Here is a 13,338-nt window from a genome sequence, read left to right as displayed (position 1 = left end):
AAGTAAGCTGAGTTGCAGTGATCGCATCTTCCACTAACTTTATCCGGAAATTCATCGTATTCATACACTTTATCAAGGTCTATTTCTTGCTGCTGTTTCTCTTCCATGTTGATCACTCTTTTCTAATTGACTTTTATTAGATTACCACAAATAGTGAAGATGGAATTATTTTATGTGAAACGAACATCAATTAGTTCACTTAACCTCATTTTGTTTTTTAATTCAAATACTTCATCGATAAAAATAAACAAATTCCCCAGGGAATCAACAAATTGGATGAATCCCTTTTCTGTAATACATTGTCCCTTTTTGTAGTACGTAAGATAAACTTGTTTATTTGTATGTAATGCTTCAATCAAGGTGAAATTAATTTGTTCTATTTGCTCTTCTATTAAAAGAGGTTGAGGTACTTCTAGTTGCTTATTTATGATTTCCTCTAAACCTAATGTATTGCTCCGGCATTCAGTAGCATTATAGGTTGTATGTCTCCTGTTTTCAGTTGTAGTAAAACGAGATGTATTAGACAAATCGATAAGTTATGCTATAATAGCGATGGGAATGATACGTGAATAATCTAATGTATTCAACGTAGCAAAGAGCCACTTGTTTTATACAAGTGGCTTTTTCTATTGGGTAATTTGTCCTCATATGAATATTCATCTTTAGAAATGTCTACGCTTGTAGATGTAAAGCTTAACTCACTTTGCAGCTCTTTATGTACAATCCTGTTGTGATATCTGTTATTGAAGACCCCCTAGACTCCTGCGGAAACTGTCGAGGGGTTTTTGTCTTTTTGTAAAGGAAAAACTCAAAAGAACGAAGAATACATTACGGAACGTAATGATAAAAAAATATTCCAAAGGAGTGTTTTTTATGAAGTTCTGGATGAAAGAAATTAGTTATTCTCAAGTTGAAAATAAGATACAGAGTGGCTATAAAGAGTTGTTTATGATCGGACAGTTTCGAATTGTAGATGCCTACAAAATAGTAGATAGTAATGACCATACAAAAGATATTCAATCTCATTTCATACTGGATACGAAGACTGGTAATAACTATGAAATAAGTGTAGAGCTTGCTTACGGTCTTGTATCTGCATTTTATTGTGATGGGGATCGAAGGTCTCTATTATCTAATATAATAACATGGGTAAAGTATATGAATGGTAAAAATAGATTAGCAACTAAAAAAACCGATATTTCTAATGTTTTATCTGGTGTAGTATAAATAAGAAAAGAGAGCAAACCTCTGCTCTCTTTTTTGCATTATATCTAGAACAGCTTTCTTTTTCCCATATCTACTGCTATGATAATCAAGGAATGTGAAGGATAAAAGATGGAGCAACAAGATAAGTACACAAACATTGATCTAAAAAATTTATGAATATAGTGAGCTACCTGACAAGAAGAGTGGACGCTATGACAACTGCGATGGAGTTAATTTCAAAAATAGTGTAGGTAAGGGCAAGTTTCTACGCCAATGTTTGAGTTGTGGAATGAAAAAGTATATATAAAGAATCAATAAAAGAGTCTATGAAATTTATAGGCTCTTTTTCTATGTTTATATGTGTTTCTTTCTTGAAAATAGGGAATATTGTATATATAACGTTTAAAATGGAGGGAGTATATTGGAGCAGAATCCAATTTTGGAGCAATTAGAGGAGTATAGTAACAACCTAGAAAAAGAGATTGCCGTTTTACAAGAAAAAAGATGCATATCATACAAACCACTTTTAGAGAGTTTGAAGAAACAATATGCATTTGCTCATTTTCTCATGTATAAAGAAAGCGTCTTTGATACAATGCCCCAAGGATATAAAACCCTTTTGTCTAAAGCTTTATCCGATGTACTGGTAATACACAGCACAGTTACTATAGGTTGTATAACTCAAAGCTATAATATAGTACGATCCTTATTTGAAACATATGCTAATTTAATGTATATCAATAAAAACTTTGAGGCCAATATGAAGTATTATGAAGACTATACGATTTTTGCTCAGTACCACAAACTAGAGGAACATAAGAACGATCCAGATTATAAATATGATCCTTATTTTATACAATTTAAGAATAAAACGGAAGGCCCTCTCCAAGAAAAATACAGCTTCATAGAAAATAATTATAAAGAAAGAAAAGATTGGTATTTCATTCCACTATCTGAAGACATCAAAAACCATCCTGATTTGACAGACCAGGAGAAAAAGAAAAAGAATATAAACTTCAAGACTCTTTGTGAAATTACAGGCAATGAAAAAATGTACCAAAAGCTGTATCCTTCTACATCCAATGCTGCTCATAGTACTTCACTAGTACATAACCTTCAAAGTCAGAGCGTTGCTTCTCAAGCTGGTACAGTAATTAGCTTGGTTAATCTATCTATACATTTATTAAGCCAAATGTTACTAGTTGGCCTTAATAGACAGATAGAAACAGGTCATGAAGAGTGTGAAAAATATATTGAAATAAGATTTGCTTAATAAAAAAAGAGAGAGCAAACCTCGGAAGTTGCCCTCTCTTCATCACGATAAGGTAATTCGATTTCTCGTAAAATGGGCACCTGATCCCTGCTGTCTTCATGATTGTTTTAATATATACATTTTGAACCGTTTGGAAAATATCTGTTGAAAAATCAAACTGCTCTGTTAACCCCTCGTCCAAATACAATTCATGTTTTACCGCGTAATCATTAAAAGGTGGACAACCTACAGGAGTTGTTACTAAAGGATTATAAATTGAAATCAAGTTGGAGAAATGAACATGGTAACTATAAAGCCTAGATTGCGAGAGCTACTAAATGAAAGAGGTCTTACACAAGGACAATTGTCAGAAATGACGGGCATCCCACATTCAATCAGATTAGAAGGCCTTTTCTACATAAAAAAACCCTAGATTTTTGATGAATACTTTATGTATTCCTATAAACAATTACATAAATGCACATAAATTCCTAAATTAATTCAAGCTAATAAAGTATTCCCCAATCCCTGAATTTTAAAAAACATTTGCTCCTGTAGAGCAAATGCTACTGTTTTGACGAGCTTTTTGTACATGGCAAAATTTTAGAGATTGTTTACAAGTCAATTGGGGCTTTTGCATCAAAACCAAAGTATTTACTCTAATAGGGTCGATTGGCGTATGGAGTAACATTTTTTGATGTGAGATAATTCCGAGTATACGAAAAGCAATAAGTGGGAGAGTGAGAATATGAGTGAAAAAAATAAAGAGATTGAATTTATAAAAATTATATGTGTCATAGATGGTTTGGCTGAAGGCTTAAACATTAGAAAAGAGCAAGAGTATTACGGATTTGAGACTGTCGATGAGCTTGGTTACAATGTTTATACGGAGAAAGAAAAAGGTAGATTGCCTATTTATATCGGGTCATATCCAAAGACGTATTTTCAGCTAATAGATAATGAAATATATGTTGTAACGTTCGAAAAAAACGCCTAACATTTTGGACGTATTTTCTTTTACAGACAAGTAGGGTCATTATTTACAATAGGTGAAGGACCCAATAAAGAAAGCAACCTTAAAAGTTGCTCTTTCTATAAAACTATTGTCTTTACAACCAAGTATATTGCAACAATAGCTGCAAGTACTATTAGTACATTTAAAATACGATGTTGAGTAGCTAAGTGATTATGCTTCCTATCTGCACGAGTCAATGGTTGCTTTTCATTGTTATTTCCACTCACTATGTTACATCTCCTATCCTATTTGGTTATTTGTTTTCATAATTTAAGCCATAAGCTGATCTTCGTTAGTTGCTTCTTCTTTTTTCATTTTCCTTATACATAAGATATAAAAACCACTAAATTTAATAATCGACCAAATAAGTGTAACCGCAGGTTCATAGTTAACTACCATAAAACAAACTTGGTATAGATTCGAAAACAGAATCATTACTTGTAGGAAATAGTGCTAAAAACATGTTATTTACTGCATGTGCTCCTTTTTTATATACTTGCGTTTAGTTATTGGCTTATATTTTTTATGAAATGGACGAGAGATTAAAAGATGTCTCAAAGACTAAAGTAGAACGTAATGAGAAGCAATGGTAGCGTGAATAATGATAAATAAAAAGAAGTCCTACTAAAATCATGAAACAAATAATAACAATTGCCATTCAAGTCCTATCTTCATTTATAGTCTAAATACCGCCTAAATGCTTTTCTTCATGCCACACTCTCGACATTAACGTAAGAAAACGCCACCTTTTACGGAACTTTTAAAATAAGATGAATTGCAGTTATCGCATCGGCCACTAACCTTATCCGGGAATTCAGCATAGTCATACACTTTATCAAAATCGATTTCTTGCTCTTTTATTTCTTCCATGTTGATCACTCTTTTCTATTTGGCTTTCCTTAGACTAAAAAAATTACATACACAGAAAAGGGTTATGTTAAAATTACTTTGGTTTTTCCACTAGTTGCATTTGAAAAATTTGTGTTTCTTGAATACCTGCTCTTTGAAGGATTCTCCTTCTTTTAGTTTAAGGATTCTCTTTGAACCGTCACGTAACGTGTAGACTCTAAAATTGTACATGAATGTACCTCCACCAAAATAAATGATTCCTGCACACGATTTCTTTAGGAATTAAGCCAAGCGAACATCAATTAGCTCGCTTAATCTCAGTTTATTCTTTAACTCAAATACGTCATCAATGAAAATAAATAAATTCCCAAGAGAATCAACAAACTGAATAAATCCTGTCTCTGTTATGTATTGGCCTTTCTTATAATAGGTAAGGTATATTTGTTTATTTGTATGTAAGGCTTCAATCAAGGTGAAATTGATTTGTTCCATTTGCTCTTCTGTTAAAACAGGCTGAGCTACTTCTACTTGCTTATTTATAATTTCCTTTAACCCTATGTATTGCTCGGGCATAGTAGAGAATGGACTTCATTTTATCAAGATCTCCTTTTAAAAAAGCTGTTGTTTTGATGGCTTTTATCGAAGTAGCCATCCATGTCTACATTGATAATCGTGTTTCAGAATTAGGATTCATATTCCTTCTTGTTGTCTAGTTTTGGATTAAAGTTTGATCAAATTCACAATATAAACCTTGATATATGGGCAAAGAGAAAGAGCGTGTTTTGAAAAAGGTTAACGAAAACACGCTTTTAATACATTCAATTGAATGATTTTTTTATAAAAAATCGGTCATTTCTTAAGATCCTTATTCTATTACAGTGCCCATTTGTTGAGGATTTTTGAATGAACTATAACTGGTTGAGTAGCTTTACATACTTCTCGTACCATTTTTCCCATTCTCCTTTTGGGAAATCCATATATTGACCCTCCAATACAGCACTAAACATAACTAGACATACATGCCATCCAGATAAATCTTTTGGAGTATGATCACTGAGGCGAGGGATATATTCTTTTAATACTAATAAACATCCATCATCTTTAGGAGATAACTCGAATTGAACCCAACCTTCTCCCCATTCATACTGCAAGTATGATTGTTCTTCAAAATCTAAGATTGAAATATCAAAAGAGTTACCTGTCCCGTCATTCATATTGAACTTAATTGTTCCACCTTTTCGAAGGTCTACAACTTCTAAGTTTGACATCCATTTTTGCAATTTATCATTCTTTGTTAAAGCAGCCCAAGCCTTTTCAACTGAATGATTAAGTGGCCGATTATATGTGGCTATATAGCCATCCTCTTTCTTTTCTACAGCTGCTAGCATACGTTACTCCTCCTCATCTAATAATTGTTCTAGGGTATCTAACTTATTTGGCTAGTATTTTTGATAAGACACTAACCAGTTACCAATTTCTACAAGGGATTCCGCATTCAAATGATAAATATGTTTCTGGTTATCCTTATTGATGATCACTAGCCCTGCATCTCTTAATTTTAGAAGGTGTTTAGAAACTCCTGGCTGGCTTAATTATATACACACAACTAATTCTCTTACAGACCTTGGTCTTTCTCTAAGAAGGTCTATAATTTTCCTGCGTTTTTCCTCAGCTATAACTTCAAATAAAACGGAACAACCCTACATCAGAGTGGGTATGGCTAGCTCTCCACTTTCCTCTAAGACACCCAGAATCCTTCTCCTGATGATAGAATAATTTTTGCAATTCAATCTTTGAATTCCTCTCCAAATATCTATTCTATGAATACTATATATTTTTAGTATTGTTATCTATCCTACAAGGAAACGACAATAGATGAATAACAATCTTTGTATGCTTTATATCTACCCTTATAATATGCTATTGTTTCTTTCATTCCTCTCTGTTCCATATCTTTTTCTTCCTTAAGCTTTATGGCCACCCATAAGGCCGTTTCGATAACGAGCTGTTGAATAAGGAAGGTGACTAGATGCATGTAGTACACTATTCTTTCCATAACGTAGCCGAATTTCATCTATCGTTTTGGCAAGAGCATAGGCTCTTTCACGCTGATCGATATCCTCAAATAAGCTCATTTGCTCCTCTTCTTCTATGCTGGTGTTGGATAGGGAGATGCCAATAGAGCGAATCGGCATCCCACTATCATACGTATGTAAAATGGTTAAACAATACGGAAAGATATCTTGGCTTAAGTTCGAGGCTCGCCCCATTTTCTTTTGTCTAGAGAAGCCTCCACCTGTTTATTTGCTGTAGCCAATCGACAAATGGATCGTTTGAGCCACCACTTGATGCATGCGTAAACGAAAACAAACATCGTCCAATAGCTCCAATAGTAATAATTCCACTTCTTTTCGGCTTGTATAATCTCGAAAGAGAATCTGACTTTTTTCAAAGGAACGGGAACTAGGGATATACACGTCTAAAATGCGAATAAAATCAATCCCATTCGCATGTTGGTGAATTTCCTCGCCCATAATGCCAAATTCTTTTTGTAACATCTCCTTAGAAGAAAGAGCGAGTTCTTTTATGGTATAGATGCCGTTAGTATGTCAAAGATGTATAAAAAGCTGCATGAACGAGAAAATATCCTCATCGAGAACCCTTACTGCCACAAGGGTTCTTTTGCTTTCTTGAAGTCACATTATGGTAACTAAAAATAAAGACTCTATACAGCCTAAAAAGAGAAAAAGCTCCTGTCATTGGCCAGGAGTTTTTTCAGTAACGTATCAAGGTATTAAAAATGATACCTCACGTATCTTGAGTAGTTTGCTCAAAATACTATTTATTATCCAGCAAGAGTATAAATTACTTTCTATTATTTATCCGAACTAAACAATCGGTAAAAAAGATAATAGCAAAGGGAATAGCATAAATACCGAAAATTGCAAGAAAAGCTTTATGTTTATAAATTTTACCCTTCATTTATATGAATCCACCTTTATATATTAGAGTGAATATTTTAGCCCTTCTTAAGTAGAATGTTCAAATAAAGGGAAAATATGTATAACAAATAGTAACTTGAATTAAGCTGCTATTTTTTTATGGTTGCCGATAAAATCCATTATGGTAACTAAGTTCATATATGATATTTATTAAAAAAGCAGAAAAAACTCCCTAACACCAGGAAATTTTTCTGTTGCGTATTAAACACTGAACTATATTTAAAAATTATAATTTTCACTAAAGTGCTCATAATATGGTAAATACGTCAAAAGGAGATACAAAAATGCTTATTAAAAAGATACTGATATTTTTACCAATATTCCTTTTTGTTATTTATTCCCCTACGCACGCATTAGAGATGACGAGTACTTTCAGAATTGTAAATGATAAAAACGAGACGATTGCTTCAAAAGAAGTTTCATTTCAAGAAGGTGAGACATTATACGAAGTAACAAAAAGGGCCTTTAACATAGAAGAGTCCCAAGGGAATATTATATCTATAAATGGTATCCATTCAATTCCAAAGAAAAATATACATTGGGCTGTTTTTGTAAACAGGAATTTTATAGAGTTAGGTTTAGATGAAGTCACGCTCAATGAAAATGATGAGGTAGTATGGGCTTTAAAAAATTGGGATAATCAAGAAATTTTAAAGTAAATAACATAGAAAATTAAAACATCCTACAAAAAGTAGTTGGTTATTATTCTAACTACTTTTTTGTAAGTTATAATTTCCGATAATGCTGATTATATAAACTAGAGGTGTATATGATATGCAGCTGAAAAACAGAAAAACCTACCCTGGTGTGTGATAGGGTAGGTTTTTCTGCTACATTATTTAACCAAAGGACTGAAGCCTCACGGCGTCTTGAGTAGTTTGCTCAAGATATCAAAATTTATTTATCTAAATAAAAGAGAAAAACGAATTATATGAAAATTAGTTTTAATTGAAACGGCTCTTTACAAATGTAAAATTCAGGCGTATAGTACCTACCATACATATATGATCTTGCTATTTTCATACCTTTTATCGCTTAATCCACTAAGGAGTGGGGGACCCATTTTTGTGTGCACTTGCACTTGGGGTGAATCCTTCTAAAAGAAGGTAGGGCTACTCTAAAGGTCCGAACCCGACAGCTAACCTCATCAGCGTTTGGAGAGAAGGTTTGCTTTTATTTGTCCTGGAAAGAACACTAAGCAGAACCTTAGTGTTCTTTTTTGTGTTTTTTTTCTGAGATAGGGAATGATGAGAGTAAACTAATATAGGTAAATGGCAAAGGGTCCAGGAGGAGTTTAGATGAGTTATTCATCCATAAAACGTTTATTAATTGGGAGACCACTCAAATCAAAAGAGCTAGGTGAACAAAAGTTAAATAAGGTCAAGGCCTTAGCTATTCTTTCATCCGATGCACTTTCATCCGTGGCATATGGCCCAGAACAAGTTTTAATTGTGCTTGCTACCATTGGAATGATCGCATTTTGGTATTCAATACCGATTGGTATTGGTGTACTTATTCTTTTAACAGCTCTTATCCTTTCTTACCGACAAATTATTTATGCCTATCCAGAAGGTGGTGGCGCTTATGTTGTATCTAAACATAACCTTGGAGAGAATGCAGGGCTGATTGCTGGAGGATCCTTATTAGTAGACTATATTTTAACCGTATCTGTAAGTATTTCATCTGGAACAGATGCGTTAACGTCTGCTTTTCCTGTTTTACATGATTATAAGGTAATTATTGCTTGTTTATTAGTTATCCTTATTATGATTTTAAACCTAAGAGGGGTAACCGAATCAGCTTCGGCTTTAGCCTACCCTGTTTATTTATTTGTTCTTGCATTGGTTCTTTTAATAGGAGTAGGCATATGGAAAGTAGCCACTGGTCAGGTCTCTCCTGACGTTCATCCGGCTATTGGAACTGCAGTGCCAGGAATCGGCTTATTTTTACTACTACGCGCTTTTTCATCAGGGTGTTCAGCCCTTACAGGCGTAGAAGCTATTTCAAATGCTGTAACAAACTTTAGACAGCCAGCTGCAAGGAATGCGGTACGTACGCTTGTTGCAATGGGCATTATTTTAGCTATTTTATTTTCAGGTGTCATGTTCTTAGCTTATTGGTTTGGAATTGTACCTAAAGCAGAGGAGACGGTTGTTTCGCAGCTCGCTTCCCAAGTGTTGGGACGTAATGGTTTCTATTATTTTGTTCAGGGTACAACGGCTTTAATTTTAGTATTAGCTGCCAATACAGGCTTTTCAGCCTTTCCTTTACTGGCTGTTAATTTAGCTGTAGATAAGTATATTCCTCGTATGTTTACGATACGTGGTGATCGTTTGGGCTATTCAAATGGGATTGTGACCCTTGGAATTGCCTCCATCTTGCTTATCATAGCGTTTCAAGGCGATACAGAACGGTTAATTCCTCTTTACGCGGTTGGCGTATTTATTCCATTTACGCTATCTCAAACGGGTATGATTGTTAAATGGTTTAGGGAAAAGCCAGCTGGCTGGCAGGGGAAATTAGTGACCAATTTTATAGGAGCTTTTATTAGCTTCACAGTACTGATTATTTTCTTTACAACAAAATTCTCGCAAGTATGGGCTGTTTTAATCTTCTTGCCTCTCATTGTCTATCTGTTCCACCGTATTAAAAACCATTATGTAGAGGTAGGAAAGCAACTTCGCATCAAGCCAGGAGATAAAGAAGCATTAGCTATAGAAGGAAATGTAGTGATTATTCCAGTTGCAGGCTTAACAAGAGCTGTCGAGAATTCCATTAACTATGCAAAAATTATTGGAGACACAGTGATTGCGGTTCATGTGGCATTTGACCGTGAAAGTGAAAAGAGGATGGAAGAGATATGGAACGAACGATATCCTGATATACGCTTAGTTACCTTCTACTCACAATATCGAAGCTTAGCTGGACCTCTTTTACGCTTTATTGATCGTGTAGAAGAGCGAGCTGATGATAGCCATATGGCTGTTACTGTTTTAATTCCTCAATTTATCACAAGAAAAAGCTGGCATAACGCATTGCATAACCAATCAAGCTTATTATTAAGGGCACACCTTCTTTATCGAAAAAATGTCATTGTGACAACATTGCCTTATAAATTTAAGAAATAAAAAAGCAAACCCCTTTTCATATGTATGAAAAGGGGTTTTAATTCGATTATTCATTTTGTGTTAAGAAAAACAGATGATATTTAGGATAACCGACATTACATCAGTTTAATTAAGCATTTCTTTACTGAACAATTTATCGTGCATAAGATTACTGATTGACAAGCTTCTGTAAATGATTTGATCAGCACCAGCATGCTTTGCATTGATACTGTGTTTAGATGTTAGAATTTCAACAATACTGTAAATAGAAGACTTTATTCCCTTACAAGCAATAAGAGATAAAATTGAATTTATATCAGCATGTTCCTCTGTTTGGTCTGGATCGGCTGTTATAAGTATTTTTTCGGCATGTTGAATATTCGCTTTTACTAATGTTTCGGGATCTTGGGGATCTCCTTTAATAAAATAAATATGGTCGGGTAACAAGTGAGTTTCTTCTAGTGTGCTATCAATCAAAACAATCTTAGTTAGAGATAAAGACTCGCCAAAACAGGAAAGAAGATTCTTGACTCGTTCATTCCAACCAATAATCACAAGATGGTTATTCCCTATATACATAAACACATACTCCTTCAAGAGCATAAGGCAGGTAAAGTAAAAAAACTACCTATAGAACTTAGTTAAACAATTAGTTATACTCTCTCAATGCCCCACCCTACAGCACCATAATTAGAAATTCTTATCATCATTATCTCCCATTTTATAGAAAGCAGACTCGATAACCAAGTTGCTCAAGTTATACTTCCATCTCTTATCTTAATAATTTATCATCTATTTTTCTATATAGAAATCTTCCTTGATATGAGTGAATAAATAGATAAAAAAGAACGCTCAACATACAGGAACGTCCCTTTTATCACTTTTGATTCTCTCTTATCCCTGAAAGAAACGATTTGTTTCGTAAGCCAGCTCGACGCACATAAGCTTCCACTGTAATATCTACATCTAACTTCGGAAAGTACACATCATTCCATTCCGTTTTTAATTTCTTAAATTGATTTGGTCTAGTACGGTGAACCACTTCCCCGAATCCTAGGATATCTGTTTTGTTTTTTTGCGCACGTTCAATAGCTTTCTTCAGCTCCTTTTTAATTTCTTTCTCCAGGGATTGTTCGATCTTTGTGATGACCTTTGGATTAGTGATATCAACAGGTACCTCCATTTCACCGAGATCTCCTTCAACACGCGTATGAACAGAAATATGAGGGTGATCATTCTTCACTTGGGCAGACACACTTGTTTTTTGGCGTACAGTTTGATAGGAAATCGCTTCTTTTTTCCCTTCCCAGTCAATATTAATATCCGTTCCTTGGATTTTGTCGAGAATCCATACCGTTCCTCTGGCTGGTTTTCCATACAGCCAATCCACTAACTTTCCTTGTTTTAAGACAGCAATTCCGGAAGCTTGAAGCGTGGCTGCAGGTGAACTCTCTTGAAGGTTATCCAGTTTTTGTGCTTGCTGGGCATTCCCAACTAGGCGAAATCCTGATACGACGGCTCCTCTTCCAGGAGACTCAAGGCTTTTCATCACCTCTTGGAGTGATATTTTTACATTCTCTCCCCATTTTCTTTCCGTAAATTCTAAAGTTTTTAGTACTTTATTGGCAGGGATCTTATCAACTGGTGTTAACGTTTTAACAAGATCAGCTGCGGTCGAATGGTTCGCAATCACAAGAGAGGAAGTATTCCGAAATTCCGGATCTCGATCAAACGCATCAATTAATGTATTAAGTCCTTCTTCTTTTGCCATTTTTTCTCCAACTACGACCAAGTTTGTATGAGCATAATACAATCGGCGAGAAATGCTGCCTGAAGCCCGTCTACTTGCTTCGACTATATTATCACCGGAAGCCGAGTAAATGGTAATAGGAGGGCTTTGAGTACCGCCTCCCCCTCCTTGTATACCAGCCACGTTCCCTGGATTAATAATTTGGAGTGTTAGATGATATCTCCCATCTTTCGTTTTATCGATACCCATGGCTGATACAATAGCAAGGTCCGTTAACTCTTTTTTACTCCAACAACTGGTGAGCAAGACCATCATCGTCATCAGCAGTAAAAGAAAAGACCCTTTACGTTTCATTATTGTCACCTTCTTCGAGGTCTTTGTTTGAACGCATAAAAAATGAATCCTTTAACACCTCAACTTCTCCCCACTTTCACTTGACGAACGACAAAATCTGAACTGTTTCCTGTTTAATGATGTTAAGATTCGTTCATGGTGAATCCCGTATACGTTCTAATGAATACATTGGTTTGTAGCATCAAGGTATCGATTCTTTCTTATGTTTGGATTTTTAAAGGATAAAGACATATTTCCAGTGCTTTTTTTGGATATTTTAACCACGTACCGAACTATTATGTAAAACTGAACAAAAATGTTTCTACGCCATACTAGCAGAAAGAGAAGAAGATGGTGGGGGTAACATGGTATGAAATAAATAAAAAAGCCCATCAACTTAAGTTGATGAGCTTTATCTTTCCTATATGAATTGTTAGACTAACTAACGCGTTTTTTAATTTTTGATTCAGGCTTTATTAGTAGCGAGGATAAAAATTCATAAATAATTGTGAATACCAAGGGTTATTTACGCTCCTTCAGTCTATATTTAATTTGACTTGCATGTAATCATAAAAATAAAAATAAAAAGTAAAAACTGAATTGTATTACATGAATCAGGTAGGAAATTTGCATCGTAACATCATACAAATAGATTATAGTAAAAAAAGATAATTTCTCATAGCCCTATTTCAAAAAAATTATTAAATAATATTTCCCTTTTTTCTCTACTCAAAATGCTTTTGAACTTTTAATTTTTATAATGTAGTTTATACATTTACTCACATGAATAAACTACATTTATTTTTAATAAACATTACGTTATT

At 34.4% G+C, this 13,338-nt stretch carries 14 protein-coding genes, 1 pseudogene and 1 riboswitch; of the genes and pseudogenes, 6 read left to right on the top strand and 9 right to left on the bottom strand.

What is annotated here, in order from left to right; all coding sequences use genetic code 11:
• Positions 1-107 (bottom strand): DUF8096 family protein (locus LAV82_RS30945; protein WP_499717626.1); only part of this gene is annotated, 107 nt, incomplete at its 3' end.
• A gap of 63 nt (positions 108-170) precedes the next feature.
• The gene (locus LAV82_RS30940) at positions 171-527 is read right to left on the bottom strand and encodes a YolD-like family protein (protein WP_499717624.1); all 357 of its coding nucleotides are present in this window, start codon (positions 525-527) and stop codon (positions 171-173) included.
• 346 nt (positions 528-873) lie between these two features.
• Here LAV82_RS30940 and LAV82_RS30935 point away from each other — a divergent pair, with 346 nt between their 5' ends.
• From LAV82_RS30935 to LAV82_RS30920, 4 genes are all read left to right on the top strand, one after another.
• Complete coding sequence (locus tag LAV82_RS30935) at positions 874-1,227, top strand: hypothetical protein (RefSeq protein ID WP_211079355.1); 354 nt, start codon at positions 874-876, stop codon at positions 1,225-1,227.
• 148 nt (positions 1,228-1,375) lie between these two features.
• On the top strand, positions 1,376-1,513 hold the full coding sequence (locus tag LAV82_RS30930) for a DUF8096 family protein (protein WP_499717625.1): 138 nt from the start codon (positions 1,376-1,378) through the stop codon (positions 1,511-1,513).
• Positions 1,514-1,627: 114 nt separating this feature from the next.
• The gene (locus tag LAV82_RS30925) at positions 1,628-2,479 is read left to right on the top strand and encodes a DUF5677 domain-containing protein (protein WP_499717623.1); all 852 of its coding nucleotides are present in this window, start codon (positions 1,628-1,630) and stop codon (positions 2,477-2,479) included.
• Between the two features lie 727 nt (positions 2,480-3,206).
• A complete protein-coding gene (locus tag LAV82_RS30920) occupies positions 3,207-3,455 on the top strand; it encodes a hypothetical protein (protein ID WP_211079353.1) in 249 nt (82 codons plus the stop codon).
• 95 nt (positions 3,456-3,550) lie between these two features.
• Here the strand turns inward: LAV82_RS30920 and LAV82_RS30915 are convergent, their stop codons facing one another.
• The 5 genes and pseudogenes from LAV82_RS30915 to LAV82_RS30895 all read right to left on the bottom strand — a co-directional run bounded on the left by LAV82_RS30915 (position 3,551) and on the right by LAV82_RS30895 (position 6,856).
• Positions 3,551-3,700: a hypothetical protein gene (locus LAV82_RS30915; protein WP_211079352.1), complete on the bottom strand. Its 150-nt coding sequence runs from the start codon at positions 3,698-3,700 to the stop codon at positions 3,551-3,553.
• Positions 3,701-4,199: 499 nt separating this feature from the next.
• Complete coding sequence (locus tag LAV82_RS30910; RefSeq protein WP_499717622.1) at positions 4,200-4,343, bottom strand: DUF8096 family protein; 144 nt, start codon at positions 4,341-4,343, stop codon at positions 4,200-4,202.
• A gap of 261 nt (positions 4,344-4,604) precedes the next feature.
• Positions 4,605-4,895: a YolD-like family protein gene (locus tag LAV82_RS30905; protein WP_499717621.1), complete on the bottom strand. Its 291-nt coding sequence runs from the start codon at positions 4,893-4,895 to the stop codon at positions 4,605-4,607.
• Positions 4,896-5,230: 335 nt separating this feature from the next.
• On the bottom strand, positions 5,231-5,710 hold the full coding sequence (locus LAV82_RS30900) for an SRPBCC family protein (protein WP_499717620.1): 480 nt from the start codon (positions 5,708-5,710) through the stop codon (positions 5,231-5,233).
• Positions 5,711-6,286: 576 nt separating this feature from the next.
• Positions 6,287-6,856 (bottom strand): annotated as a pseudogene (locus LAV82_RS30895) (DinB/UmuC family translesion DNA polymerase).
• A 752-nt stretch (positions 6,857-7,608) separates the two neighbouring features.
• Here LAV82_RS30895 and LAV82_RS30890 point away from each other — a divergent pair.
• Together LAV82_RS30890 and kimA are read left to right on the top strand one after the other, a co-directional pair.
• Positions 7,609-7,983, top strand: a complete 375-nt coding sequence (locus tag LAV82_RS30890) for a DUF4430 domain-containing protein (protein ID WP_271997941.1) — start codon at positions 7,609-7,611, stop codon at positions 7,981-7,983.
• A gap of 363 nt (positions 7,984-8,346) precedes the next feature.
• Positions 8,347-8,491: riboswitch (cyclic di-AMP (ydaO/yuaA leader) on the top strand.
• 131 nt (positions 8,492-8,622) lie between these two features.
• Positions 8,623-10,452, top strand: coding sequence for a potassium transporter KimA (gene kimA / locus LAV82_RS30885; RefSeq protein ID WP_499717619.1), 1,830 nt, complete (start codon positions 8,623-8,625; stop codon positions 10,450-10,452).
• Between the two features lie 105 nt (positions 10,453-10,557).
• On the opposite strand, the gene LAV82_RS30880 is transcribed toward kimA, so the two are convergent.
• Together LAV82_RS30880 and LAV82_RS30875 are read right to left on the bottom strand one after the other, a co-directional pair.
• Positions 10,558-11,010 carry an NAD-binding protein gene (locus LAV82_RS30880; protein WP_499717618.1) on the bottom strand — a complete coding sequence of 151 codons (453 nt, stop codon included), beginning with the start codon at positions 11,008-11,010 and terminating at the stop codon, positions 10,558-10,560.
• A gap of 298 nt (positions 11,011-11,308) precedes the next feature.
• A complete protein-coding gene (locus tag LAV82_RS30875) occupies positions 11,309-12,535 on the bottom strand; it encodes a Ger(x)C family spore germination protein (protein ID WP_499717617.1) in 1,227 nt (408 codons plus the stop codon).
• Positions 12,536-13,338: the final 803 nt, after the last annotated feature.

It is taken from the genome of Bacillus sp. ILBB4 (genome assembly GCF_035064545.1).
Lineage (GTDB): Bacteria > Bacillota > Bacilli > Bacillales > Bacillaceae_H > Priestia.
This window is presented reverse-complemented; position numbering and strand designations above follow the sequence as displayed.

Excerpts from the sequence above, each read along its gene's own strand:
- LAV82_RS30900 (WP_499717620.1), bottom strand. The coding sequence starts at position 5,710 with ATGCTAGCAGCTGTAGAAAAGAAAGAGGATGGCTATATAGCCACATAT.
- LAV82_RS30905 (WP_499717621.1), bottom strand. The coding sequence starts at position 4,895 with ATGCCCGAGCAATACATAGGGTTAAAGGAAATTATAAATAAGCAAGTA.
- LAV82_RS30890 (WP_271997941.1), top strand. The coding sequence starts at position 7,609 with ATGCTTATTAAAAAGATACTGATATTTTTACCAATATTCCTTTTTGTT.
- LAV82_RS30910 (WP_499717622.1), bottom strand. The coding sequence starts at position 4,343 with ATGGAAGAAATAAAAGAGCAAGAAATCGATTTTGATAAAGTGTATGAC.
- LAV82_RS30935 (WP_211079355.1), top strand. The coding sequence starts at position 874 with ATGAAGTTCTGGATGAAAGAAATTAGTTATTCTCAAGTTGAAAATAAG.
- LAV82_RS30875 (WP_499717617.1), bottom strand. The coding sequence starts at position 12,535 with ATGAAACGTAAAGGGTCTTTTCTTTTACTGCTGATGACGATGATGGTC.
- kimA (WP_499717619.1), top strand. The coding sequence starts at position 8,623 with ATGAGTTATTCATCCATAAAACGTTTATTAATTGGGAGACCACTCAAA.
- LAV82_RS30920 (WP_211079353.1), top strand. The coding sequence starts at position 3,207 with ATGAGTGAAAAAAATAAAGAGATTGAATTTATAAAAATTATATGTGTC.
- LAV82_RS30880 (WP_499717618.1), bottom strand. The coding sequence starts at position 11,010 with ATGTATATAGGGAATAACCATCTTGTGATTATTGGTTGGAATGAACGA.